The 21,873-nt window shown below is 43.6% G+C and carries 36 protein-coding genes; 33 read left to right on the plus strand and 3 right to left on the minus strand.

Annotation, left to right across the window (positions count from 1 at the left end; genetic code table 11):
• The first annotated feature begins 9 nt into the window (after positions 1 to 9).
• The 32 genes from rplB to rpsI all read left to right on the plus strand — a co-directional run bounded on the left by rplB (position 10) and on the right by rpsI (position 17,623).
• Positions 10 to 840: a 50S ribosomal protein L2 gene (rplB, locus tag CD004_RS22985; protein WP_102264858.1), complete on the plus strand. Its 831-nt coding sequence runs from the start codon at positions 10 to 12 to the stop codon at positions 838 to 840.
• Positions 841 to 897: 57 nt separating this feature from the next.
• Positions 898 to 1,176, plus strand: coding sequence for a 30S ribosomal protein S19 (gene rpsS / locus CD004_RS22990; RefSeq protein WP_044393904.1), 279 nt, complete (start codon positions 898 to 900; stop codon positions 1,174 to 1,176).
• A gap of 18 nt (positions 1,177 to 1,194) precedes the next feature.
• The gene (rplV, locus tag CD004_RS22995; protein ID WP_079504264.1) at positions 1,195 to 1,536 is read left to right on the plus strand and encodes a 50S ribosomal protein L22; all 342 of its coding nucleotides are present in this window, start codon (positions 1,195 to 1,197) and stop codon (positions 1,534 to 1,536) included.
• 3 nt (positions 1,537 to 1,539) lie between these two features.
• Entirely contained in the window at positions 1,540 to 2,196 is a 657-nt protein-coding gene (gene rpsC, locus CD004_RS23000) for a 30S ribosomal protein S3 (protein ID WP_079504263.1), read from the plus strand.
• A gap of 1 nt (position 2,197) precedes the next feature.
• Positions 2,198 to 2,632 (plus strand): 50S ribosomal protein L16, encoded by a 435-nt coding sequence (gene rplP / locus CD004_RS23005; protein ID WP_102264859.1) that lies wholly within the window; start codon positions 2,198 to 2,200, stop codon positions 2,630 to 2,632.
• Positions 2,622 to 2,822 carry a 50S ribosomal protein L29 gene (gene rpmC / locus CD004_RS23010; RefSeq protein WP_023626422.1) on the plus strand — a complete coding sequence of 67 codons (201 nt, stop codon included), beginning with the start codon at positions 2,622 to 2,624 and terminating at the stop codon, positions 2,820 to 2,822. Before rplP ends, rpmC begins: the two co-directional genes overlap by 11 nt.
• A gap of 19 nt (positions 2,823 to 2,841) precedes the next feature.
• Positions 2,842 to 3,105 (plus strand): 30S ribosomal protein S17, encoded by a 264-nt coding sequence (gene rpsQ / locus CD004_RS23015; protein ID WP_023626421.1) that lies wholly within the window; start codon positions 2,842 to 2,844, stop codon positions 3,103 to 3,105.
• Positions 3,106 to 3,145: 40 nt separating this feature from the next.
• The gene (gene rplN / locus CD004_RS23020; RefSeq protein WP_023626420.1) at positions 3,146 to 3,514 is read left to right on the plus strand and encodes a 50S ribosomal protein L14; all 369 of its coding nucleotides are present in this window, start codon (positions 3,146 to 3,148) and stop codon (positions 3,512 to 3,514) included.
• A gap of 34 nt (positions 3,515 to 3,548) precedes the next feature.
• Entirely contained in the window at positions 3,549 to 3,860 is a 312-nt protein-coding gene (gene rplX / locus CD004_RS23025; protein ID WP_102264860.1) for a 50S ribosomal protein L24, read from the plus strand.
• Positions 3,861 to 3,886: 26 nt separating this feature from the next.
• Entirely contained in the window at positions 3,887 to 4,426 is a 540-nt protein-coding gene (gene rplE, locus CD004_RS23030; protein WP_041966519.1) for a 50S ribosomal protein L5, read from the plus strand.
• Between the two features lie 25 nt (positions 4,427 to 4,451).
• Positions 4,452 to 4,637, plus strand: coding sequence for a 30S ribosomal protein S14 (gene rpsN, locus CD004_RS23035; RefSeq protein WP_009499044.1), 186 nt, complete (start codon positions 4,452 to 4,454; stop codon positions 4,635 to 4,637).
• 30 nt (positions 4,638 to 4,667) lie between these two features.
• Positions 4,668 to 5,066: a 30S ribosomal protein S8 gene (gene rpsH / locus CD004_RS23040; RefSeq protein ID WP_102264861.1), complete on the plus strand. Its 399-nt coding sequence runs from the start codon at positions 4,668 to 4,670 to the stop codon at positions 5,064 to 5,066.
• A gap of 32 nt (positions 5,067 to 5,098) precedes the next feature.
• Complete coding sequence (rplF, locus tag CD004_RS23045) at positions 5,099 to 5,635, plus strand: 50S ribosomal protein L6 (RefSeq protein ID WP_102264862.1); 537 nt, start codon at positions 5,099 to 5,101, stop codon at positions 5,633 to 5,635.
• A 32-nt stretch (positions 5,636 to 5,667) separates the two neighbouring features.
• Positions 5,668 to 6,027 (plus strand): 50S ribosomal protein L18, encoded by a 360-nt coding sequence (gene rplR / locus CD004_RS23050; RefSeq protein ID WP_102264863.1) that lies wholly within the window; start codon positions 5,668 to 5,670, stop codon positions 6,025 to 6,027.
• A 24-nt stretch (positions 6,028 to 6,051) separates the two neighbouring features.
• A complete protein-coding gene (gene rpsE / locus CD004_RS23055; RefSeq protein WP_102264864.1) occupies positions 6,052 to 6,552 on the plus strand; it encodes a 30S ribosomal protein S5 in 501 nt (166 codons plus the stop codon).
• Positions 6,553 to 6,565: 13 nt separating this feature from the next.
• Entirely contained in the window at positions 6,566 to 6,748 is a 183-nt protein-coding gene (rpmD, locus tag CD004_RS23060; RefSeq protein ID WP_102264865.1) for a 50S ribosomal protein L30, read from the plus strand.
• A gap of 31 nt (positions 6,749 to 6,779) precedes the next feature.
• Positions 6,780 to 7,220 carry a 50S ribosomal protein L15 gene (rplO, locus tag CD004_RS23065; protein WP_041966516.1) on the plus strand — a complete coding sequence of 147 codons (441 nt, stop codon included), beginning with the start codon at positions 6,780 to 6,782 and terminating at the stop codon, positions 7,218 to 7,220.
• Positions 7,220 to 8,515, plus strand: a complete 1,296-nt coding sequence (gene secY, locus CD004_RS23070; protein WP_102264866.1) for a preprotein translocase subunit SecY — start codon at positions 7,220 to 7,222, stop codon at positions 8,513 to 8,515. The genes rplO and secY overlap by 1 nt, the downstream gene beginning before the upstream one ends.
• A gap of 57 nt (positions 8,516 to 8,572) precedes the next feature.
• Positions 8,573 to 9,223, plus strand: a complete 651-nt coding sequence (locus CD004_RS23075) for an adenylate kinase (RefSeq protein ID WP_102264867.1) — start codon at positions 8,573 to 8,575, stop codon at positions 9,221 to 9,223.
• Entirely contained in the window at positions 9,223 to 9,969 is a 747-nt protein-coding gene (gene map, locus CD004_RS23080; RefSeq protein ID WP_102264868.1) for a type I methionyl aminopeptidase, read from the plus strand. The genes CD004_RS23075 and map overlap by 1 nt, the downstream gene beginning before the upstream one ends.
• A 227-nt stretch (positions 9,970 to 10,196) precedes the next feature.
• Complete coding sequence (gene infA, locus CD004_RS23085) at positions 10,197 to 10,415, plus strand: translation initiation factor IF-1 (protein ID WP_019157108.1); 219 nt, start codon at positions 10,197 to 10,199, stop codon at positions 10,413 to 10,415.
• Positions 10,416 to 10,449: 34 nt separating this feature from the next.
• Positions 10,450 to 10,563 carry a 50S ribosomal protein L36 gene (gene rpmJ / locus CD004_RS23090; RefSeq protein WP_003156543.1) on the plus strand — a complete coding sequence of 38 codons (114 nt, stop codon included), beginning with the start codon at positions 10,450 to 10,452 and terminating at the stop codon, positions 10,561 to 10,563.
• A 23-nt stretch (positions 10,564 to 10,586) separates the two neighbouring features.
• Positions 10,587 to 10,952: a 30S ribosomal protein S13 gene (rpsM, locus tag CD004_RS23095; RefSeq protein WP_102264869.1), complete on the plus strand. Its 366-nt coding sequence runs from the start codon at positions 10,587 to 10,589 to the stop codon at positions 10,950 to 10,952.
• Between the two features lie 24 nt (positions 10,953 to 10,976).
• Entirely contained in the window at positions 10,977 to 11,366 is a 390-nt protein-coding gene (gene rpsK, locus CD004_RS23100; RefSeq protein ID WP_023626407.1) for a 30S ribosomal protein S11, read from the plus strand.
• 176 nt (positions 11,367 to 11,542) lie between these two features.
• Positions 11,543 to 12,487 (plus strand): DNA-directed RNA polymerase subunit alpha, encoded by a 945-nt coding sequence (locus CD004_RS23105; RefSeq protein ID WP_102264870.1) that lies wholly within the window; start codon positions 11,543 to 11,545, stop codon positions 12,485 to 12,487.
• A gap of 79 nt (positions 12,488 to 12,566) precedes the next feature.
• Positions 12,567 to 12,929, plus strand: coding sequence for a 50S ribosomal protein L17 (gene rplQ / locus CD004_RS23110; RefSeq protein WP_041966509.1), 363 nt, complete (start codon positions 12,567 to 12,569; stop codon positions 12,927 to 12,929).
• A 419-nt stretch (positions 12,930 to 13,348) separates the two neighbouring features.
• Positions 13,349 to 14,188 (plus strand): energy-coupling factor ABC transporter ATP-binding protein, encoded by an 840-nt coding sequence (locus CD004_RS23115; protein WP_102264871.1) that lies wholly within the window; start codon positions 13,349 to 13,351, stop codon positions 14,186 to 14,188.
• Positions 14,164 to 15,033: an energy-coupling factor ABC transporter ATP-binding protein gene (locus CD004_RS23120; protein ID WP_102264872.1), complete on the plus strand. Its 870-nt coding sequence runs from the start codon at positions 14,164 to 14,166 to the stop codon at positions 15,031 to 15,033. Before CD004_RS23115 ends, CD004_RS23120 begins: the two co-directional genes overlap by 25 nt.
• Complete coding sequence (gene cbiQ / locus CD004_RS23125) at positions 15,030 to 15,827, plus strand: cobalt ECF transporter T component CbiQ (protein WP_102264873.1); 798 nt, start codon at positions 15,030 to 15,032, stop codon at positions 15,825 to 15,827. The genes CD004_RS23120 and cbiQ overlap by 4 nt, the downstream gene beginning before the upstream one ends.
• Positions 15,828 to 15,832: 5 nt before the next feature.
• Positions 15,833 to 16,597 carry a tRNA pseudouridine(38-40) synthase TruA gene (gene truA, locus CD004_RS23130; protein WP_180321261.1) on the plus strand — a complete coding sequence of 255 codons (765 nt, stop codon included), beginning with the start codon at positions 15,833 to 15,835 and terminating at the stop codon, positions 16,595 to 16,597.
• Positions 16,598 to 16,772: 175 nt separating this feature from the next.
• Positions 16,773 to 17,210 (plus strand): 50S ribosomal protein L13, encoded by a 438-nt coding sequence (gene rplM / locus CD004_RS23135; RefSeq protein WP_079504238.1) that lies wholly within the window; start codon positions 16,773 to 16,775, stop codon positions 17,208 to 17,210.
• A 20-nt stretch (positions 17,211 to 17,230) separates the two neighbouring features.
• Entirely contained in the window at positions 17,231 to 17,623 is a 393-nt protein-coding gene (gene rpsI, locus CD004_RS23140; protein ID WP_023626399.1) for a 30S ribosomal protein S9, read from the plus strand.
• A 420-nt stretch (positions 17,624 to 18,043) separates the two neighbouring features.
• Here the strand turns inward: rpsI and CD004_RS23145 are convergent, their stop codons facing one another.
• The 3 genes from CD004_RS23145 to CD004_RS23155 all read right to left on the minus strand — a co-directional run bounded on the left by CD004_RS23145 (position 18,044) and on the right by CD004_RS23155 (position 21,124).
• Positions 18,044 to 18,736, minus strand: coding sequence for a hypothetical protein (locus tag CD004_RS23145; protein WP_102264874.1), 693 nt, complete (start codon positions 18,734 to 18,736; stop codon positions 18,044 to 18,046).
• 652 nt (positions 18,737 to 19,388) lie between these two features.
• Positions 19,389 to 20,162: an endonuclease I family protein gene (locus tag CD004_RS23150; RefSeq protein ID WP_102264875.1), complete on the minus strand. Its 774-nt coding sequence runs from the start codon at positions 20,160 to 20,162 to the stop codon at positions 19,389 to 19,391.
• Complete coding sequence (locus tag CD004_RS23155; protein WP_102264876.1) at positions 20,159 to 21,124, minus strand: S8 family peptidase; 966 nt, start codon at positions 21,122 to 21,124, stop codon at positions 20,159 to 20,161. The genes CD004_RS23150 and CD004_RS23155 overlap by 4 nt, the downstream gene beginning before the upstream one ends.
• Before the next feature lie 258 nt (positions 21,125 to 21,382).
• Here CD004_RS23155 and CD004_RS23160 point away from each other — a divergent pair, with 258 nt between their 5' ends.
• Positions 21,383 to 21,826, plus strand: coding sequence for a YbaK family protein (locus CD004_RS23160; RefSeq protein WP_102264877.1), 444 nt, complete (start codon positions 21,383 to 21,385; stop codon positions 21,824 to 21,826).
• Positions 21,827 to 21,873: the final 47 nt, after the last annotated feature.

Consider the following 21,873-nt stretch of genomic DNA (forward strand, 5'->3'; position numbering starts at 1 on the left):
GGAAACGAAATGGCGATTAAAAAGTACAAACCTACCTCCAACGGTCGTCGTAATATGACAGCATCTGATTTTGCTGAAATTACAACTGACAAGCCGGAAAAATCCTTGCTTGCTCCGTTGCACAGAAAAGGCGGTCGTAACAACCAGGGTAAGTTAACTGTTCGTCATCAAGGTGGCGGCCATAAGCGTCAGTACAGAATCATCGACTTTAAACGTACAAAAGACGGCATTCCAGGACGCGTTGCCACAATTGAGTATGATCCAAACCGTTCAGCAAACATTGCGTTAATTAATTATGTAGATGGTGAAAAGAAGTATATCCTAGCTCCTAAAAACCTAGTAGTAGGTATGGAAGTTATGTCTGGCCCAACAGCTGACATTAAAGTAGGTAACGCTCTTCCACTAGCTAACATTCCAGTTGGTACAGTAGTACACAACATCGAGTTGAAGCCTGGTAAAGGCGGACAATTAGTTCGTTCTGCTGGAACTTCTGCACAGGTTCTTGGTAAAGAAGGCAAATATGTATTGATTCGTTTGAACTCAGGCGAAGTACGTATGATCCTTGCTGAGTGCCGTGCGACTGTAGGTCAAGTTGGTAACGAACAACACGAATTGATCAACATCGGTAAAGCAGGTCGTTCACGCTGGTTAGGCAAGCGCCCAACAGTTCGTGGATCTGTAATGAACCCTAATGATCACCCACACGGCGGTGGTGAAGGACGCTCTCCAATCGGACGTAAATCACCAATGTCACCATGGGGCAAGCCGACTCTTGGATTCAAGACTCGCAAAAAGAAAAACAAATCCGACAAGTTTATTGTACGTCGTCGTAAAAAATAACGGGATTGATCTACGGTTCGCGGGAACCGTAGCGCAATCACGAAGGGAGGTTCAATCATGGGTCGCAGCTTAAAAAAAGGACCTTTTGTTGATGAGCACTTAATCACAAAGATCGAAAAGTTAAATGAAACTGAAGGCAAGAAGGTTGTTAAAACTTGGTCTCGCCGTTCAACGATCTTCCCACAATTCATCGGACACACTATTGCTGTCTACGATGGTCGCAAACATGTACCTGTTTATGTCACTGAAGACATGGTAGGCCACAAGCTTGGAGAATTCGCTCCAACTCGTACTTACAAAGGTCATGGTAATGACGATAAGAAAACAAGACGTTAATGAGAGGAGGGCATCCAAATGCAAGCTAAAGCTGTTGCAAGAACAGTTCGTATTGCTCCTCGTAAAGCTCGCTTAGTTCTAGATTTAATTCGAGGAAAGCAAGTTGGTGAAGCAGTTGCTATTTTAAACCTTACCCCAAAAGCAGCTTCTCCAATCGTAGAAAAAGTGTTGAAGTCTGCATTGGCGAATGCAGAGCACAACTATGAGATGGATGTTAATAACCTTGTCGTATCGGAAGCTTACGCTAACGAAGGACCAACGTTGAAACGTTTCCGTCCACGTGCTATGGGCCGTGCAAGTGCTATTAACAAACGTACTAGCCACATTACAATCGTTTTATCAGAAAAGAAGGAGGGATAATCAGTGGGTCAAAAAGTAAATCCAGTCGGTTTGCGTGTCGGAATCATCCGTGATTGGGAATCAAAATGGTACGCAGGCAAAGACTACGCTGATCTTTTACACGAAGACCTTAAGGTTCGTGAGTACATCACTAAGCGTTTACGCGATGCATCTCTTTCTAAAGTAGAAATCGAGCGCGCTGCAAACCGCTTGAATGTAACTGTTCACACTGCGAAGCCAGGAATGGTTATCGGTAAGGGTGGTACAGAAGTTGAAGCACTTCGTAAAGCGCTAAACGAACTGACAGGCAAACGTGTTCATATAAACATTCTTGAAATCAAAAAAGCTGATATCGATGCGAAATTGGTTGCTGAAAACATTGCACGCCAATTGGAAAACCGTGTATCTTTCCGTCGCGCACAAAAGCAAGTTATCCAACGTGCAATGCGTGCTGGCGCTAAAGGTATCAAGACAATGGTCTCCGGACGTCTTGGCGGTGCAGACATCGCTCGTTCAGAACAATACAGCGAAGGAACAGTTCCACTTCATACTCTTCGTGCCGATATCGATTATGCTACTGCTGAAGCAGATACAACTTACGGTAAGCTAGGCGTTAAAGTATGGATTTATCGTGGAGAGGTCCTTCCTACGAAGAAGAAAACTGAGGAAGGAGGCAAATAATATGTTATTGCCTAAACGCGTTAAATATCGCCGTCAACACCGTGGCAAGATGCGCGGTCAAGCTAAAGGCGGTACTGAAGTAAACTTCGGTGAATTCGGTTTGCAAGCTCTTGAAGCATCTTGGATCACAAACCGTCAAATCGAATCTGCCCGTATTGCAATGACTCGTTACATGAAACGTGGCGGTAAAGTCTGGATTAAGATTTTCCCTCACAAGCCATATACTGCAAAGCCTCTAGAAGTCCGAATGGGTTCTGGTAAAGGTGCTCCTGAAGGTTGGGTAGCAGTTGTTAAACCAGGCAAAGTAATGTTCGAAGTTGCTGGCGTTTCTGAAGAGATCGCACGCGAAGCATTACGCCTTGCATCACACAAGCTTCCTGTAAAGTGCAAGTTTGTTAAACGAGAAGAAATTGGTGGTGAATCTAATGAAAGCTAATGACATTCGTGACCTTACCACTGCTGAAATTGAACAAAAAGTTAAATCATTAAAAGAAGAGCTATTCAACCTGCGCTTTCAATTAGCGACTGGACAACTTGAAAACACAGCTCGCATTCGTGAAGTACGCAAAGCGATTGCTCGCATGAAAACTGTAATTCGTGAACGAGAGATCGGCGTTAACAGATAATTGAGAGGAGGTTCTCACAATGAGTGAACGCAACCAACGCAAAGTTTATACTGGACGCGTAGTATCTGACAAGATGGACAAAACTGTTACTGTTCTTGTAGAAACTTACAAAAAGCATCCTTTATACGGCAAGCGTGTAAAATACTCTAAGAAATTCAAAGCTCATGATGAGCAAAACGAAGCAAAAATCGGCGACGTAGTACGTATCATGGAAACTCGTCCGCTATCTGCCACAAAACGCTTCCGTCTTGTAGAAGTGGTGGAAAAAGCTGTTATTATCTAATTGTTCGGATTAAGGTTTATTCCGAAGGGAGGTTACTCGCATGATCCAACAGGAAACACGTTTAAAAGTTGCTGATAATTCAGGTGCACGTGAGGTTCTTACTATTAAGGTTCTTGGCGGTTCTGGCCGTAAGACTGCAAATATCGGAGACGTTATCGTTTGCACAGTGAAACAAGCAACACCAGGTGGCGTTGTTAAAAAAGGTGACGTTGTCAGAGCAGTTATCGTTCGTACAAAAACTGGTATGCGCCGTACTGACGGTTCATACATCAAATTTGACGAGAATGCTTGTGTAATCATCCGTGACGATAAGAGTCCTCGTGGTACTCGTATCTTCGGACCAGTTGCACGTGAGCTTCGTGATAACAACTTCATGAAGATCGTTTCATTAGCTCCAGAAGTACTATAATCTATTTCAAATGCCTTTAAGGAGGTGCACACAGATGCATGTAAAAAAAGGTGACAAAGTAATGGTCATCTCTGGTAAGGACAAAGGCAAAACAGGGATCATCCTTGAAGCTTTTCCAAAGCAAAGCCGAGTTCTTGTAGAAGGAATCAACATCGTGAAAAAACACGCTAAGCCTTCTCAAGTAAATCCACAAGGTGGAATCTTGAACCAGGAAGCACCTATCCATGTATCAAACGTAATGCCTGTAGATCCGAAGTCTGGCAAGCCAACCCGAGTTGGTTACACTGTCGAGAACGGCAAAAAGGTACGCGTTGCTAAACAATCCGGTGAAGTTCTAGATAAATAGTCTATTGAAGAAGGGAGGTACAATCGATGAACCGCCTAAAAGAAAAGTTCAACAATGAAATTACTCCTGCTCTTATGAGCAAGTTTAACTATAAGTCAATCATGGAAGTTCCTAAACTTGAAAAGATCGTAATCAACATGGGTGTAGGTGACGCTGTTGCCAACGCTAAAGCTCTTGATGTTGCAGTTGAGGAATTAGCTACGATCACTGGTCAAAAGCCAGTTGTGACTCGTGCTAAGAAATCAATCGCTGGTTTCCGCCTTCGTGAAGGTATGCCAATCGGTGCGAAAGTAACTCTTCGCGGTGAGCGCATGTACGAATTCATCGACAAGTTAATTTCAGTATCTTTACCACGTGTACGTGACTTCCGCGGTATTTCGAAGAAGTCTTTCGACGGACGCGGTAACTACACACTTGGTGTTAAAGAACAGTTAATCTTCCCTGAAATTGATTACGATAAAGTAAATAAAGTACGTGGCATGGACATTGTTATTGTAACGACTGCTAACACTGATGAAGAAGCTCGTGAACTATTAACACAATTCGGAATGCCATTTCAAAAGTAATCTCTAATAAGAGGGAGGCGAAAACGTGGCTAAGAAATCAATGATTGCGAAACAAAAACGCACGCCTAAATATAAAGTACAAGAGTACACTCGCTGTGAGCGCTGCGGCCGTCCGCACTCTGTATACCGCAAATTTAAGCTTTGCCGTATTTGTTTCCGTGAATTAGCATACAAAGGACAAATTCCTGGTGTGAAAAAAGCTAGCTGGTAAAACTGAAAGCTCTGGAAGGAGGTAAATTAAATGGTCATGACAGATCCGATTGCAGATTTGCTAACTCGTATTCGTAATGCGAATATGGTTCGTCACGAAAAATTAGAAGTACCTGCTTCTAACATTAAAAAAGAAATCGCTGAGATCCTTAAGCGTGAAGGTTTCGTGCGTGACGTTGAATATATCGAAGACAATAAGCAAGGTATCATCCGTATCTTCTTGAAGTACGGTTCAAACAACGAGCGTGTTATCACTGGTCTTAAGAGAATCAGTAAGCCAGGACTTCGCGTTTATGCAAAATCTACTGAAGTACCACGTGTACTTAACGGTTTAGGTATTGCTCTAGTATCAACTTCAAACGGCGTTTTAACTGACAAAGAAGCTCGCGCTAAGCAAGTGGGCGGAGAAGTTCTAGCATACGTTTGGTAATAGATTTTTCTGAATGAATGGAGGTGCAACAAATGTCACGCGTAGGTAAAAAACCAATTGAAATTCCAGCTGGTGTTACTGTTACTCTTGATAACAATCATGTAACAGTAAAAGGACCAAAAGGTGAATTGTCTCGTACTTTTCACTCTGACATCGAAATCAAGATCGAAGAGAACGTAATCAACATCGCTCGTCCAACTGATAACAAAGAACATCGTGCATTGCACGGTACGACTCGTGCGGTTCTTGCTAACATGGTTGAGGGTGTATCTAAAGGATTCGAAAGAGGTCTTGAGCTAGTAGGTGTCGGTTACCGTGCAGCTAAGCAAGGTAACAAGCTTGTACTTAACGTAGGATACTCTCATCCAGTTGAAATCGAGGCAGAAAAAGGCCTTGAAATCGAAGTTCCTTCTAATACGAAAATTGTTATTAAAGGTACTGATAAAGAGCGTGTTGGCGCATTGGCTGCTAACATCCGTGACGTACGTCCACCAGAGCCTTACAAAGGCAAAGGTATTCGTTATGAAGGCGAATATGTACGCCGCAAAGAAGGTAAAACAGGTAAGTAATGCCGCATAGGTTAACGAAAGGAGTGACGTAAATGATTACGAAGGCTGATAAAAACGCTACTCGCCGTAAAAGACACGGTCGTGTCCGTGCGAAACTTAGCGGAACTGAAGCTCGTCCTCGTCTAAATGTGTTCCGTTCTAACAAGCACATTTATGCTCAACTAATCGACGATGTAAAGGGAGTAACTCTAGCGAGTGCTTCTACTTTAGATAAAGAAATTAATGTTGAAGGCAACAACCTTGAAGCAGCAAAGCAAATCGGTGAATTGATCGCTAAGCGTGCTGTGGAAAAAGGTTATAAGTCAGTAGTATTTGACCGTGGCGGATACCTCTATCATGGCCGCATCCAGGCACTAGCTGATGCTGCCCGCGAAAACGGCTTAGAATTTTAATAAAAAAAGGAGGGACATACAAAGATGCGTCGTATTGATCCAAACAAACTTGAACTTGAAGAACGCGTAGTTACGATTAACCGTGTTGCTAAAGTTGTTAAAGGTGGACGCCGTTTCCGTTTTTCTGCTCTTGTAGTAGTAGGAGATAAAAACGGTAATGTCGGGATGGGTACTGGTAAAGCACAAGAAGTACCTGAAGCGATTCGCAAAGCTATCGAAGATGCGAAGAAGAACCTAATCCAAGTACCTATGGTTGGTACTACAATTCCACACCAGGTTATCGGACACTTTGGTGCTGGTGAAATCCTTCTGAAGCCTGCTTCTGAAGGTACAGGAGTTATCGCTGGCGGACCAGTTCGTGCGGTACTAGAATTAGCAGGTGTTGCTGACATTCTGTCTAAGTCACTTGGAACTAACACTCCAATCAACATGGTTCGTGCAACTCTTGAAGGTCTATCTCAACTTAAGCGTGCAGAGGAAGTAGCGAAGCTTCGCGGTAAATCTGTGGAAGAACTGTTAGGATAAGGAGGGAAATCAAATGGCTAACAAATTAGAAATTACCCTCACTCGCAGCCTGATCGGCCGTCCGCAAGATCAGCGCGAAACAGTTAAGGCTCTTGGCTTGCGTAAAGTTAATCAAACAGTTGAGAAGGTTGACAATGCAGCAATCCGCGGCATGATCAACAAAGTTTCTCACCTTGTTACTGTAAACGAAAAATAATTTATCCTTTTTAAAATAAGGAGGTGCCAACATGAAACTTCATGAATTAAAGCCTGCAGAAGGTTCCCGTAAAGAACGCAAACGTCTAGGACGTGGTATCGGTTCTGGCCAAGGTAAAACTGCTGGTAAAGGTCATAAAGGTCAAAACGCTCGTTCAGGCGGCGGTGTACGCCCTGGTTTTGAAGGTGGTCAAACTCCTTTATTCCGACGCTTGCCGAAACGCGGTTTCACGAACATCAACCGCAAAGAGTACGCAGTCGTTAACCTTGATGCTTTGAACGTATTCGAAGATGGAACTGAAGTGACTCCAGAACTTTTAATTGAAACAGGTCTTGTAAGGAAGGAATTAGCGGGTATTAAAGTACTTGCTAAAGGAAGCCTTGAAAAGAAACTAACTGTTAAAGCTCATAAGTTCTCCTCTGCAGCCGAAGAAGCGATCAAAGCTGCCGGCGGTCAAACTGAGGTGATTTAATGTTCCAGACAATCTCCAATTTTATGCGCGTGGGTGAAATTAGAAATAAAATTCTCTTCACCCTTTTAATGTTGATTGTATTTCGTATCGGTACATTTATTCCTGTACCGAGCGTAAATGCAGATATTTTAAAAGCACAGGATGACATGAGTGTCTTCGGTGTGCTGAATACTTTCGGTGGCGGTGCACTGCAGAACTTCTCCATCTTCGCGATGGGAATCATGCCGTACATCACCGCTTCAATCATCATCCAGCTCTTGCAGATGGATGTTGTGCCAAAGTTTACCGAATGGTCCAAACAAGGAGAAGTCGGACGCCGTAAATTAGCTCAGTTTACCCGCTATTTCACGATCGTTCTTGGTTTTATCCAGGCACTAGGTATGTCTTATGGCTTTAACAATATGGCAGGCGGATTATTGATCCAGAATGCCGGTATCGCTACTTACTTGCTGATTGCTACGGTCTTGACTGCCGGAACTGCATTTCTAATGTGGCTCGGTGAGCAAATCACTGCAAAAGGCGTAGGAAACGGTATTTCAATCATTATCTTTGCAGGTATCGTTGCTGGTATTCCGACAATGGTCAACCAGATCTATGCACAGCAATTCTCTGATGCAGGGGACGCTTTGTTCCTTCGCATTGTGACTATGCTGCTCATTCTATTGGCTGTTATCGCAATCGTTGTTGGTGTTATCTTCATCCAGCAGGCAACACGTAAAATACCGATCCAGTACGCTAAACGCATGAGCGCAGGAAACAACGCGGTTGGCGGCCAGAACACTCACCTTCCATTGAAAGTGAATGCTGCTGGTGTTATCCCGGTTATCTTCGCGATTTCGTTTATCGTTACACCTCCGACAATCGCTCAGTTCTTCGGCACGAATGATGTGACACTTTGGATCCAGAAGACGTTTGATTATACACAGCCGATCGGTATGATCGTCTATGTGGCATTGATCATTGCGTTCACGTATTTCTATGCGTTCATCCAGGTGAATCCTGAACAAGTTGCCGAAAATCTGAAGAAGCAAGGTGGATATGTCCCAGGCATCCGTCCGGGCAAAAACACACAGGAGTACCTGACTAGGGTTCTTTACCGCCTGACATTCGTCGGTGCGATTTTCCTATCAGTAATCTCTGTGCTGCCAGTATTTTTCATTCAATTTGCTGGTCTGCCTCAATCCGTACAGATTGGCGGAACAAGCTTGCTGATCGTGGTAGGCGTTGCGCTTGAAACGATGAAGCAGCTTGAAGCTCAGCTTGTAAAACGCCATTATAAAGGCTTTATAAAATAAGATTTAGGGGACTCCTGGTTCCCTGAATCTTTAATAGAGACTGAGGGGGGAAATCTTGTGAATTTGGTTCTGATGGGGCTTCCGGGTGCCGGGAAGGGCACGCAAGCCGATAAAATTGTTGGTAAATACAACATCCCTCATATCTCAACAGGAGATATGTTCCGTGCAGCTATCAAAGAAGGAACGGAACTTGGATTACAGGCAAAATCATTTATGGACAAAGGAGAGCTAGTTCCTGATGAAGTAACAATCGGGATTGTCCGTGAACGCCTAAGCAAAGCTGATTGTGAAAATGGATTCCTCTTGGATGGATTTCCACGTACAGTAGCGCAGGCTGAAGCTCTGGACACTATGCTTGCTGATCTTGGAAAGAAAATCGATTTTGTCATCAACATTGATGTTGATCAAAGCATCTTAATGGAACGTCTGACAGGACGCAGGATTTGTAAGAACTGCGGCGCTACTTACCACCTTGTGTTCAACCCTCCTGCAAAGGAAGGCGTATGTGACCGATGTGGCGGCGAGCTTTACCAGCGCGCTGATGATAACGCCGAAACTGTTCAAAACCGTCTGGATGTAAATATCCAGCAAACAAAGCCTCTGTTGAACTTCTATGAAGATAAAGGCTACTTACGCAATATTAACGGTCAGCAGGACATTAATGTCGTATTTGCTGATATCGAAGAATTGCTTGGGGGCTTAAATTAATGATCGTTTGTAAAACCTCTCGTGAAATAGAGATTATGCGAGAAGCAGGTCGCATTGTAGCGATGACTCACCAGGAGTTGAAAAAACATATTGCTCCTGGCATTACAACTAAAGAGCTGGATGCCATTGCCGAGGGTTTTATCCGCAAACAAGGTGCAACTCCTTCTTTTAAAGGTTATAATGGTTTTCGCGGCAGCATCTGTGCATCAGTTAATAACGAACTAGTTCACGGGATACCTGGCGAACGGGTTCTTAATGAAGGCGACATCATCAGTATTGATATCGGAGCAAAGTACAACGGATACCACGGGGACTCTGCATGGACTTACCCGGTAGGAAAGATTGATGAGGAAGCCCAGCGTCTATTGGACGTGACCGAAGAGTCGTTGTTCAGAGGCTTGAAAGAAGCCAAGCCAGGGGAACGTCTTTCGAACATCTCCCATGCGATTCAAACGTATGTGGAATCAGAAGGCTTTTCTATTGTTCGTGAGTATGTCGGCCATGGAATTGGGCAAGAATTGCATGAGGACCCGCAAATTCCTCATTACGGACCTCCTAACAGAGGACCTAGGCTGAAGCCTGGTATGGTTCTATGCATAGAACCGATGGTGAATGCAGGAAGCCGCTATGTTAATACGTTAGCCGATGATTGGACTGTTGTAACGGTTGACGGTAAAATGTGTGCCCATTTTGAGCATACAATCGCGATCACAGAAACTGGTTTTGAGATATTAACCAAAGCCTGATTGCAGTGATTGGCCGTCTGGATCTGTTTTTTAGTCTTTAAATAGGCGGAAATGTGATTTCTATGCGGACGGGATGCCAGCTTTATGATATAATCATAAGGTTGAGTATTTCTCAATGATATTCTCAATTGCTTGCTGCTTAGAACGTGTCACAAATAGGAAGCTACATTCCGTCAACGCGGAGTATTTGATTTAATACGATTTGAATAAAGAAGGGAGACCAGTTCATGGCGAAAGATGATGTAATTGAAATTGAAGGCACAGTATTAGAAACTTTGCCTAATGCAATGTTTAAGGTAGAATTAGAGAATGGTCATACAGTGTTGGCTCATGTTTCCGGTAAAATAAGAATGCACTTCATTCGTATCCTGCCAGGAGATAAAGTAACAGTCGAGCTTTCTCCATATGATTTGACTCGCGGAAGAATTACTTACCGCTTTAAATAAACCGTGACTCCGTACTATCAAGGAGGTTAGAGTAATGAAAGTGAGACCATCTGTTAAGCCGATTTGCGAAAAATGTAAAGTTATTCGCAGAAAAGGCAAAGTTATGGTGATCTGTGAAAACCCTAAACATAAACAAAAACAAGGATAATTTTAAAGGAGGTGCGCATCTAGATGGCACGTATTGCTGGTGTAGATATTCCACGTGAAAAGCGTGTAGTTATTGCTTTAACATACATTTACGGAATCGGCAGACCGACTGCTGAGAAGGTTCTAGCTGAGGCTGGTGTTTCTCAAGACACTCGCGTTCGCGATCTTACTGAAGAGGAACTTAACAAAGTCCGTGATATCATTGACAAGTTAAAGGTTGAAGGTGACCTTCGCCGAGAAATCTCTTTAAACATCAAGCGTCTAATGGAGATTGGTTCATATCGTGGCTTGCGTCATCGTCGTGGCTTGCCTGTTCGCGGTCAAAACACGAAGAACAACGCACGTACTCGTAAAGGCCCACGTAAGACTGTAGCTAACAAGAAAAAATAATCCGTAAAGGAGGGTAACATTTAAATGGCTCGTAAAACTAATACACGCAAACGCCGCGTCAAAAAGAATATTGAAAGTGGAGTTGCGCATATTCGTTCAACTTTCAACAATACTATCGTAACAATTACAGACGTACATGGTAATGCATTATCATGGTCTAGTGCAGGTGCGCTTGGTTTCAAGGGTTCACGTAAATCCACTCCATTCGCAGCACAAATGGCAGCAGAAACTGCAGCTAAAACTTCAATGGAACATGGCTTGAAAACTCTTGAGGTTACTGTTAAGGGACCAGGTGCTGGCCGTGAAGCAGCAATCCGTGCTCTTCAAGCAGCAGGTCTTGAAGTAACTGCAATCAAAGACGTTACTCCAGTTCCACATAACGGCTGCCGCCCGCCAAAACGTCGCCGTGTTTAATTTTTCTGTATAGAATTTGTAGTCCTGTCTATAATGGGATATGATACAAATATTTTCTAGGTATACAGAAATCATTAATCCAGTTGTTGTGCACAAACGGGAACGTATACATGGGGGAATTTCGGTAAGGTAAAGAGCCTGCCGGGGTTTCGACGTTTTGAAGGAGGGTATATTTGATGATCGAAATAGAAAAACCAAAAATCGAAACGGTTGAGATCAGCGATGATGCCAAGTACGGCAAGTTTGTCGTAGAACCGCTTGAGCGTGGATATGGTACAACTTTGGGTAACTCCTTACGTCGTATCCTATTATCCTCACTCCCAGGTGCAGCTGTCACATCGATTCAAATCGATGGAGTACTTCATGAGTTCTCAACAATTGAAGGCGTCGTAGAAGATGTAACATCAATCATTTTGAACGTTAAGAAATTAGCGTTGAAAATCTACTCTGATGAAGAGAAGACACTTGAAATCGATTTACAGGGCGAGGGTCCAGTAACTGCAGCAGCAATCACGCATGATAGTGATGTTGAAATCCTTAACCCGGATCTTCATATCGCTACACTTTCTAGCAAAGGTTCATTGCGTATGCGCCTGACTGCAAGAAGAGGACGAGGATACAATCCTGCTGACCAAAACAAGCGGGAAGACCAGCCGATCGGTGTCATTCCAATCGACTCAATCTATACACCGGTTTCACGCGTATCTTATCAAGTAGAAAACACTCGTGTAGGGCAAATGACGAATTATGACAAGCTGGTATTTGACGTATGGACAGATGGCAGCACTGGTCCTAAGGAAGCTATTGCACTAGGTTCTAAGATCCTGACTGAGCACTTGAACATTTTTGTTGGTTTGACTGACGAAGCTCAAAACGCTGAGATCATGGTAGAGAAAGAAGAAGACCAAAAAGAAAAAGTCCTTGAAATGACAATTGAGGAACTTGACCTTTCTGTTCGTTCATATAACTGCTTAAAGCGTGCCGGTATCAACACTGTCCAAGAGCTTGCTCACAAGACAGAGGAAGATATGATGAAGGTTCGCAACCTTGGCAGAAAATCACTAGAAGAAGTAAAAGCAAAACTAGAAGAGCTAGGCTTAGGCTTACGCAAAGATGACTAGTTAATGCAGATTAACTAGGCATTTTGCTGTCAGTACTAAAACTGCCGGCTTATGACTTCAACAAAGGAGGGAAACACTCATGGGATACAGAAAGTTAGGACGCACAAGTGCCCAGCGTAAAGCAATGCTACGTGACTTAACAACTGATTTGATTATCAATGAGCGTATTGAAACTACTGAAACACGTGCGAAAGAGCTTCGTTCAGTTGTTGAGAAAATGATTACTCTTGGAAAGCGCGGAGACCTTCACGCTCGCCGTCAAGCTTCTGCTTGGGTTCGTAACGAAGTTGCAAACGCTGAAACAAACCAGGATGCAGTTCAAAAATTATTCGCTGACATCGCTCCACGCTATGCTGAGCGCCAAGGTGGATACACTCGTATTATGAAACTTGGACCACGTCGCGGTGATGGTGCGCCAATGGTAATTATCGAGTTAGTTTAATACCATTAAACAACCAACAAGGGCGATGGACAGTTTATACAAACTTGTTTCATCCCCTTTTTTTCTTATACTGAGGCCAAAGCCTCTGCCGAAAACTGAAAAAAGCAGCACAAGCCAAAACGAGCGTTATGATGAGCAGGCCACTAGGAAAGAAGAGTTCACTGGCCCCATCGTCCGGTTACTTCAGGATTCTCCTGAATCGGTTATCGATAGATGCAATCTATTTATAATCGGAGCTGTTCTGCCTGTCTCGTCTAGCTCATGTACTTCTCCCCCAGTCCTAATAGGACCTGCAGTTTGCGGATCGCTTCCGCCCGGGGAGAGGTGCAGGCTTTTTTTATATACAAAGAATTTTTATTTTATAAAAAAGTAAATACAAAGAGAAGAGCCAGTTAAGAAGAGTTGAGAGGAGGGCGGAGATGAGCAAACCCTTAGTTAGAATAGAAAATGTATCTTTCAGTTATGAAGGGCAGCAGACCCCCGCGTTAAAAAACATCAGTTTTGATATTTTTGAAGGTGAGTGGCTGGCAATTGTCGGGCATAACGGTTCTGGCAAATCCACACTTGCAAAACTATTGAACGGCCTGCAATTTCCGCAGCAAGGTTCGATAGAGGTATGCGAAGTCACTTTGTCAGAGGATACGGTATGGGATGTAAGAGAAAATGTAGGAATGGTTTTTCAAAATCCTGATAACCAATTTGTTGGAACAACGGTTCGGGATGATGTGGCTTTTGGTCTGGAAAATCACGGCGTACCTAGAGAAATAATGGTAGAGCGCGTGCAGACTTCACTTGATAAAGTCAATATGGGAACCTTTCTAAATCAAGAGCCGCACCATCTGTCTGGCGGCCAAAAACAGCGTGTTGCCATTGCTGGTGTCCTGGCACTGCAGCCGTCGATCATTATTTTGGATGAAGCAACATCCATGCTCGATCCAAGAGGCCGAGCAGAGGTAATCAAAACTGTTCGTGAGTTGAAGGATCGCGAGAACATAACGGTCATTTCGATCACCCATGATCTTGAAGAAGCTGCGAAAGCGGACAGGATCATCGTCATGAACAAAGGACAGCTATACCGTGAAGGAACTCCCGAGGAAATTTTTGAAATGGATGAAGAGCTGATTAAGCTGGGTCTGGATATTCCCTTCCCTGTAAAAATGAGCAAAATCTTGCGTAAAAAAGGAATTACACTTACGAAATCTTATTTGACAGAAGAAGAGCTGGTGACGGAATTATGGACATCTCACTCAAAAATGTAGAATATCGTTACCAGGCTGATTCCCCATTTGAGCGTCTCGCAATTTCAGATGTATCCATCGATGTACCATCAGGAACTTATCTAGCGGTAATTGGCCATACAGGATCCGGCAAGTCAACTGTGCTGCAGCACTTAAATGCTCTTTTGAAGCCGACAAAAGGCTCTGTACTAATCGGCAGCAGGGAAATCAGAGCTGGCCGGAAAGAGAAGAACTTGAAGGGTGTCCGCGAGAAGGTGGGCATTGTCTTCCAATTCCCAGAACATCAGTTATTCGAAGAGACGGTCGAAAAGGATATTATGTTTGGCCCGATGAATTTTGGCGTTACAGAGAAAGAAGCGAAGACACGGGCAAGAGCCGCCATCAATCTGGTCGGTTTACCCGAAGAAATCCTTAAAAAATCACCGTTCGATCTTTCAGGCGGACAAATGCGCCGTGTAGCAATTGCCGGAGTGCTGGCAATGGAGCCAGAGGTCATTGTATTGGACGAGCCTACTGCAGGTCTGGATCCGCGCGGACGTAAAGAAATTATGGACTTATTTTATTCACTTCATAAAAAAAGAAATCTATCTACTGTTCTTGTTACCCATAGCATGGAAGATGCTGCCCGCTATGCGGATGATATCGTGGTTATGCATCAGGGAGAGGTTTTTACAAAAGGGACGCCAGAACAGATTTTCTCGAATCCTAAGGCTTTATTGGAATTAGGTTTGGATGTACCGGAAGTAGTTGGCTTACAGTTGAAGATTGAAGAAGCCTTCAATACTAAGTTCAGCAAAATCAGCCTTTCCGAGGAGGAACTCGCCGAAATGGTGGCAGAGTTTATGGAAAGGGGCGGTACAAAATGATGGAAAAAATGATTTTTGGCCGTTATGTGCCGGGAGACTCTATCCTTCATCGGATGGACCCGCGTTCCAAGCTGATCATCGTATTCCTTTTCGTGATTGTCGTATTTATCGCGAACAATGTGCTCACGTACGGAGTGTTAGCTGCTTATACACTTATTATGGTCGGACTGTCGAGGATTCCGCTGAGGTTCTTATATGGCGGGCTCAAGCCAGTATTTTTTCTGGTGATTTTCACGTTCCTGCTCCACATCTTCATGACAAAAGAAGGCGATGTCATCTTCGAATTTGGATGGCTGCAAATATATGAAGAAGGTCTCAGACAAGGTATCTTCATTTCACTGAGGTTCCTGCTGCTGATTTTGATCACGTCACTATTGACCCTGACTACTACGCCAATCGAAATCACTGATGGACTGGAGACATTGCTGAATCCTTTGAAGAAATTTAAATTCCCCGTCCATGAGCTGGCGTTGATGATGTCGATTTCGCTTAGATTCATTCCGACGCTCATGCAGGAAACAGACAAAATCATGAAGGCTCAAACGGCCAGGGGAGTAGAGTATAACAGCGGTCCGATCAAAGACCGAATCAAAGCGATTGTTCCATTGCTGATCCCGTTGTTCATCAGTTCGTTCAAGCGGGCAGAGGAACTGGCAGTCGCAATGGAAGCACGAGGCTACAAGGGCGGCGAAGGACGCACCAAATACCGCCAGCTGACATGGGGTATGCCGGACACCATGATGATTCTGTTCCTGGCTGCTGTCACGGTTCTATTAATAGTTTTAAGAGGGTAATCATTATGCCGCGAATCAAATGCACAATTTCATACGATGGCACTGGTTTTTCCGGTTACCAGGTGCAGCCTGGCAAAAGGACTGTCCAGGGTGAGCTGGAAAAGGCTTTGGAAAAGATGAACAAGGGTACAAGCATCAGAGTCAGTGCATCAGGCCGTACAGACGCAGGAGTCCATGCCCGCGGCCAGGTTATCCATTTTGATACAACGCTTGAAATTGAGCCTGCCAGATGGCACATAGCGCTTAATTCATTATTGCCTGTTGATATTGCTGTTCTTTCAGTAGATATAGCAAAACCAGATTTTCATGCACGATTTGATGCAGTCGGCAAAGAGTACCGTTATTTTTTGCTGCCATCAAAGCACCGTGATCCTTTCCAGCGGAATTATGCCTATCAGTTCCAGTATGAACTCAACTTTGATGCAATGAGGGAAGCTAGCAAACAGCTGCTAGGGACACATGACTTCACTAGTTTTTGCTCAGCTAAAACCGAGGTGGAAGATCGAGTCAGGACGTTGAAGGAAATCGATTTTTACGAGGATAACGGTTTGCTTGTATTCAGGTTTGTCGGTGATGGCTTTCTGTACAATATGGTAAGGATCCTGGTTGGGACATTGCTGGAGGTAGGAACAGGCAGGAGAGATGCTGAAACAATGCATCACCTGCTTGCAGAGCAGGACCGAACTATCGCTGGCAAGACCGCTCCTGGTCACGGACTGTACCTGTGGAAGGTTTATTATGACGAGGAAATGTTAGCAATTCGAAAATAAATTTTAAAAAAATGATATGACAACTAATCCTGGTGTTGACAATCTCTCAACCACAGGTTAAGATATCATATGTATGTATTTTAAACCCACGATCAGCCCCGGAAGAGCTTTATCGTGTTTGAAAATATACCAACAATGAACTTGATTTTTTTTTGACTATTTAGGAGGGAAACTCATGCGTACAACGTTTATGGCAAATGCCAACAATATCGAGCGTAAATGGTACGTAGTTGACGCTGCAGGCAAGACTCTTGGTCGCCTTTCAACTGAAGTTGCAGCTATTCTACGTGGTAAACATAAACCAACTTTCACACCACATGTTGACACTGGTGATCACGTAATCATCATCAACGCTTCAAAGATCGAACTTACTGGTAAGAAACTTACTGACAAAATCTACTACCGCCACACAATGCACCCAGGTGGATTGAAGCAAAGAACAGCTCTTGAAATGCGTACAAACTACGCTGAAAAGATGCTTGAACTTGCTATCAAAGGTATGCTTCCAAAGAACTCTCTTGGACGCCAAATGTTTAAAAAGCTTCATGTATATGCTGGAAACGAGCATCCACATCAAGCACAACAACCTGAAGTTTACGAACTTCGCGGATAATTATTAAGGAGGTAATTAACTTGGCACAGGTTCAATATATCGGTACCGGTCGTCGTAAGAGCTCCGTTGCGCGAGTTCGTTTAGTACCAGGCACTGGAAAAATTACAATCAATGATCGTGAAATTGAAGACTATATCCCATTCGCAGCTCTACGTGAAGTAGTTAAGCAGCCGCTTGTTGCTACTGAAACTGTAGGAAGCTACGATATCCACGTTAACGTAAATGGCGGTGGATACACTGGCCAGGCTGGCGCAATCCGCCACGGTATCGCTCGTGCGTTACTTCAAGCTGACCCAGAATTCCGTCCAACACTTAAGCGTGCTGGACTACTGACTCGTGACGCTCGTATGAAAGAACGTAAGAAATACGGTCTTAAAGGCGCTCGTCGTGCACCTCAGTTCTCAAAGCGTTAATTTTACGCTTCGGAAAGACTCTCAACCTCTGGTTGGGGGTCTTTTTTTATGTGACTGAGTGGAATGGTAAAAATTGCGAAAGACTTTCCGAGAAGGTTTGCTGGTGAACTGGAAAAAAACACTCTGAATTTCCAGTTCGCCAATAAAATTCGATTTTCGCCAATAAAACATTATTTTCGCTAATAAAATTAGAAAATCGCCAATAAAGTTGTGAAAAGCGCGAATAAAATTGTGAAAAGCGCGAATAAAATTTTTCAAGTGTAATATACAGATGTTAACGAGCTGTTTAAATAACAATTATTGCTGTTTGTAAGTCGGATAAATGAGTTTATGGTTAATTTTTTTATCCGAAAATCAAAAAGCAATGAGAAATCAGCCAAAAAAAGCGAAGGCATCATTCTATGCCTCCGCCCAAATGTTTTAATCCTCATATCCCTGCATGGAATCCATATGGCTGGCGATCATCGCGATGATGGTAGGGGCCTCTTCCTTGGTGAAGATAAAGTTTGTTTCGTCTTTGACCATTTCATCATCCTCGGTCCAAATCCGATTAACACGGCGAAGGACTCCGTCACCTGTCTCCTCTACAAGGCCGAACTGGTAGGTAACCTCAACCTCATCCTCCTTGAAAAATGCCGTAACCTCAGGTGTTTCCCACTCAACATCGATTTCCTCAAGGATATCGTCTTCGTCTATAAGCTCCGCCACATATAACTCATCATCTTCATCGATTCTTTCATCTTCATAATATACCGTGTCATCATCTTCCGTTGCATAAACGACGTCGAGCTCGTCCTCATCATCGTTTATGTAATCGTGAAAACCTTCATGAACCGCATCGACAATATCATCAATATCCGAAAGAATGACACGCGCAGGCTGCTCCAGGTCCTCATCAATGGTTTCCGTATAGAATTCTTCATTATGCGGATCGAAATATAATATATAGAAATAGTCTCTTTCACCATCATCATAATCCACAAAGAATTGTATCCTTGGATGCTTCGAGCCTCTCTCAACTGCCATCTGGCCTTCTTGATCATACTTTTCACAAATAGATTCAAGATGATCCTGTAACTCTCCAACGACACGATCGAACCACTCCATAGACATAGAAATCCATCCCTTCATCTGTATTCAGGTTTAGTTTGCCCTGTTGTCCACAATATCCTTGTTAGTAAATTAAAGGAAAATCATATTGGAGGTCGCTGCTATACAAGCAGGAAGAACGCCTGCATTTCCCGAAAATGCGGAAAAGAAGCGAAAAGGGTAAAAGGAGAGGTTCTGCATTGCCCGAAAATATGAGAATGTACTCAAAAGGGTAAAAGGAGAGGCTTTGCATTACCCGAAAATACGAAAATGAAGCGAAAAGGGTAAAAGGAGAGGCTCTGCATTGCCCGAAAATGTGAGAATGGACTCAAAAGGGTAAAAGGAAAGGCATTGCATTACCCGAAAATGCGAGGATGGAGCCAAAAGGGTAAAAGGAAAGTCGCTGCATTGCCCGAAAATGCGAGAATGAATCGCAAAGGGTAAAAGGAGAGGTTCTGCATTGCCCGAAAATGTGAGAATGAAGCCAAAAGGGTAAAAGGAGAGGCGCTGCATTGCCCGAAAATGCGAGGATGGAGCAAAAAGGGTAAAAGGAAAGGCTCTGCATTGCCCAAAAATGCGGAAAAGAGGTCAAAAGAGTAAAAGGAGAGGTTCTGCATTAATAATTACTCATACACAAGAAAAACCGCCTGAGCTCACGTTTCCAGGCGGAATTGTACTATAATCCAAGCATGTCTCTAGCTTTCTCCGGGAAATCAATAAAAGGGTTCCGGTTACCCTGAAGCTCCTGGATTGCTGCATTTCGATGCTTTTCATATAGTGTAACAGGATAATTGTAATGCCAGCTAAGCAAAAGCTCGAGATTCATCTGTGTATCCATCCTGATAACATCTTTATATCTTAAAGCAAAGTAAAAAACGGCTCTTGCGACAATACCTTTCCCATATTCTGGTTCGAATTTTCCGGCTTTCACCATGCCGCAGCCTGTCCTGATGCCAGAAGCTGCAAGCTCAGGTTCATAGGACTGAAAATCGTAATAAGGGAGATTGCTCCTCATGCTATTGCATCCAGGTTCACAGGCAAACAAGTGATGGAGATCGCCTCGCATTGGCTCATCGCCATCAAACCAGGATTGGGGCACAACATGTTCGGTATTGAAAAGAAACTCAGAACTGGTTGTAAAGCCTCCTTCGCTCAAAGTATTCATGAGTCGCAGGTCTTCTTCAATCACCTCAAACGGGTCAAGATCCTGCCCGGAGTAAAGACTCTTCAGCTGCAGGTTCTCCTGTAAGTCCACCCATGGATAAACGTACTCATGCGGCGAATATTTTAAATGGGACGTATGTGTCCGGACCAACAGAGAATGGAGTTCTTCTGACGTAAAAGAAGTATCGCAATAATAATCATTGCGAACTCGAGCATCCAGTTCAGCATCATAATACGTTTTATTTTCGATGTTATAAATATAAGCCTCACTTGCCGAAAGAATCATATCGCATCCATGACCATCGTTTTAAAGCTCTGGTCAAAGATTTCTGCTAGATGGTCCGGAACAGTCAGATAAACGAGGCCATTGCCTTCCAGCTTAGGCGAATTGCCGAGCGGCACAGTCCGCTTGACCAGTTGCGCATACAATTCAGTTTCCGTCAGCTCTCGCTCAAAGTGGGCTTTAGCATATGTTTTAATCAATGCCAGTGCACCTGAAACGTGTGGTGCTGCCATTGAAGTACCGCTCAAGGTCGCATACTTTCCGTTAAGATAAGTTGATGTAATCCGCTCACCAGGAGCGACGACATCAATTTCATTATGTGAGTTGGTAAAGTCGGATGAACCTCGTTCAAGGTTCACGGCGCCCACACTGATGACTTCGTTATAAGCACCTGGATAGGCGAATTCATTGGTAGCATCGTCGCCATCCCCTTCATTGCCAGCGGCACAGACGACAAGGATATTCTTTTTTACAGCGGCTTGAATCGCCTCGTGCAATTCAGGAACGTCAGCTGGTCCGCCCAGCGACATCGAGATAATATCCGCTTCCTGCTCAATCGCATAATGAATACCTTTGATGATCCACTCATATTTTCCTGAACCAGCCTTGTTCAATACTTTTGCAATCAGCAGACCCGCCTCTGGCGCGACACCGATAACGCCTGACTCATTTTCCTGAGCGGCAATCGTGCCTGCGACGTGTGTACCGTGACCATTATAGTCAGTATAAAGATCAGGGTTGCCGCGGTCATCATCTGTAAAATTCCTGCCGCCAATAATTCGGTCCTTTAAATCAGGGTGTGTTGTTTCACAGCCAGTATCCAAAACAGCAACCTTCATTCCATAACCTTTTGTTTCGTTCCAAAGCTTGGGTGCCTGGATCAGCTCAACACCTTTTGGCACCTCTTTGATTTCCTCTGACTCATCAATCACAGTATAAGGAATAACACGAACACCTTGCTCCATTTCTTTCCCTCCTCAGAGATAAAATTGAAGCTAGTTCTAGTTGTAATAATAAGTCTAACAATTCTGACTATTATTGAACAGGACCGTTAGTAGGGTATTTACTAGAAATGGATATCCATAATTGGGCATTTCATCCTAACGATAATACGGGAATATTATTCAGTAAACGTCTGAGAAAACTGGAAAAGGAATCGTCGCTCAATATTGCATTACTCCCTTACGAAGGTTGAACACTACTTTCTAAGGGGTGAGATTACTTTGAACGTCGTAACGACATTTGTAGATAAAAGAAAACAAAAACAAGTGAAATATGAGCGATCGATGCTCCGTGAATTATCAATTAACATCCTGCAAGGCAGGGTGAAACAATATTTTGGCTCATCAAGGCTGACCTCGAATCTAATCATGAATTCAGGAATCGAAGAAGCTTGCTACGATGTAGCTATAGAAGCTTATTTACTTGGCGCAAAGTTCAGTCGTTTTGGATATTTCGGTGAACCGATAGAGGCGGTTAAGCCCCGCTGTGAAAAAGAAGAGCGGCATTTGATTGACACCTTATATAACTTTTTCCTTTTTTGGGGGAAGGGTGAAGAGGGAGTAGGTTCAGAAGAACTTTACTACTTGTGTGAACAGTATGTAGACAGCTGGTGGAGAGAAGGATTCATGAAAGGTGAAAAGAAATATAAAATGAGGCTGCACTAGCAGCAGTTCTAAACCGTCGACCTGTCCCATATAGTTTATTATCAGGG

This window comes from Mesobacillus jeotgali (assembly GCF_002874535.1).
GTDB lineage: Bacteria > Bacillota > Bacilli > Bacillales > Cytobacillaceae > Mesobacillus > Mesobacillus jeotgali.

Excerpts from the sequence above, each read along its gene's own strand:
- rplB (WP_102264858.1), top strand. The coding sequence starts at position 10 with ATGGCGATTAAAAAGTACAAACCTACCTCCAACGGTCGTCGTAATATG.
- rpsS (WP_044393904.1), top strand. The coding sequence starts at position 898 with ATGGGTCGCAGCTTAAAAAAAGGACCTTTTGTTGATGAGCACTTAATC.
- rplV (WP_079504264.1), top strand. The coding sequence starts at position 1,195 with ATGCAAGCTAAAGCTGTTGCAAGAACAGTTCGTATTGCTCCTCGTAAA.
- rplP (WP_102264859.1), top strand. The coding sequence starts at position 2,198 with ATGTTATTGCCTAAACGCGTTAAATATCGCCGTCAACACCGTGGCAAG.
- rpmC (WP_023626422.1), top strand. The coding sequence starts at position 2,622 with ATGAAAGCTAATGACATTCGTGACCTTACCACTGCTGAAATTGAACAA.
- rpsQ (WP_023626421.1), top strand. The coding sequence starts at position 2,842 with ATGAGTGAACGCAACCAACGCAAAGTTTATACTGGACGCGTAGTATCT.
- rplN (WP_023626420.1), top strand. The coding sequence starts at position 3,146 with ATGATCCAACAGGAAACACGTTTAAAAGTTGCTGATAATTCAGGTGCA.
- rplX (WP_102264860.1), top strand. The coding sequence starts at position 3,549 with ATGCATGTAAAAAAAGGTGACAAAGTAATGGTCATCTCTGGTAAGGAC.
- rplE (WP_041966519.1), top strand. The coding sequence starts at position 3,887 with ATGAACCGCCTAAAAGAAAAGTTCAACAATGAAATTACTCCTGCTCTT.
- rpsH (WP_102264861.1), top strand. The coding sequence starts at position 4,668 with ATGGTCATGACAGATCCGATTGCAGATTTGCTAACTCGTATTCGTAAT.
- rplF (WP_102264862.1), top strand. The coding sequence starts at position 5,099 with ATGTCACGCGTAGGTAAAAAACCAATTGAAATTCCAGCTGGTGTTACT.
- rplR (WP_102264863.1), top strand. The coding sequence starts at position 5,668 with ATGATTACGAAGGCTGATAAAAACGCTACTCGCCGTAAAAGACACGGT.
- rpsE (WP_102264864.1), top strand. The coding sequence starts at position 6,052 with ATGCGTCGTATTGATCCAAACAAACTTGAACTTGAAGAACGCGTAGTT.
- rpmD (WP_102264865.1), top strand. The coding sequence starts at position 6,566 with ATGGCTAACAAATTAGAAATTACCCTCACTCGCAGCCTGATCGGCCGT.
- rplO (WP_041966516.1), top strand. The coding sequence starts at position 6,780 with ATGAAACTTCATGAATTAAAGCCTGCAGAAGGTTCCCGTAAAGAACGC.
- secY (WP_102264866.1), top strand. The coding sequence starts at position 7,220 with ATGTTCCAGACAATCTCCAATTTTATGCGCGTGGGTGAAATTAGAAAT.
- map (WP_102264868.1), top strand. The coding sequence starts at position 9,223 with ATGATCGTTTGTAAAACCTCTCGTGAAATAGAGATTATGCGAGAAGCA.
- infA (WP_019157108.1), top strand. The coding sequence starts at position 10,197 with ATGGCGAAAGATGATGTAATTGAAATTGAAGGCACAGTATTAGAAACT.
- rpmJ (WP_003156543.1), top strand. The coding sequence starts at position 10,450 with ATGAAAGTGAGACCATCTGTTAAGCCGATTTGCGAAAAATGTAAAGTT.
- rpsM (WP_102264869.1), top strand. The coding sequence starts at position 10,587 with ATGGCACGTATTGCTGGTGTAGATATTCCACGTGAAAAGCGTGTAGTT.
- rpsK (WP_023626407.1), top strand. The coding sequence starts at position 10,977 with ATGGCTCGTAAAACTAATACACGCAAACGCCGCGTCAAAAAGAATATT.
- CD004_RS23105 (WP_102264870.1), top strand. The coding sequence starts at position 11,543 with ATGATCGAAATAGAAAAACCAAAAATCGAAACGGTTGAGATCAGCGAT.
- rplQ (WP_041966509.1), top strand. The coding sequence starts at position 12,567 with ATGGGATACAGAAAGTTAGGACGCACAAGTGCCCAGCGTAAAGCAATG.
- CD004_RS23115 (WP_102264871.1), top strand. The coding sequence starts at position 13,349 with ATGAGCAAACCCTTAGTTAGAATAGAAAATGTATCTTTCAGTTATGAA.
- CD004_RS23120 (WP_102264872.1), top strand. The coding sequence starts at position 14,164 with ATGGACATCTCACTCAAAAATGTAGAATATCGTTACCAGGCTGATTCC.
- cbiQ (WP_102264873.1), top strand. The coding sequence starts at position 15,030 with ATGATGGAAAAAATGATTTTTGGCCGTTATGTGCCGGGAGACTCTATC.
- truA (WP_180321261.1), top strand. The coding sequence starts at position 15,833 with ATGCCGCGAATCAAATGCACAATTTCATACGATGGCACTGGTTTTTCC.
- rplM (WP_079504238.1), top strand. The coding sequence starts at position 16,773 with ATGCGTACAACGTTTATGGCAAATGCCAACAATATCGAGCGTAAATGG.
- CD004_RS23145 (WP_102264874.1), bottom strand. The coding sequence starts at position 18,736 with ATGTCTATGGAGTGGTTCGATCGTGTCGTTGGAGAGTTACAGGATCAT.
- CD004_RS23150 (WP_102264875.1), bottom strand. The coding sequence starts at position 20,162 with ATGATTCTTTCGGCAAGTGAGGCTTATATTTATAACATCGAAAATAAA.
- CD004_RS23155 (WP_102264876.1), bottom strand. The coding sequence starts at position 21,124 with ATGGAGCAAGGTGTTCGTGTTATTCCTTATACTGTGATTGATGAGTCA.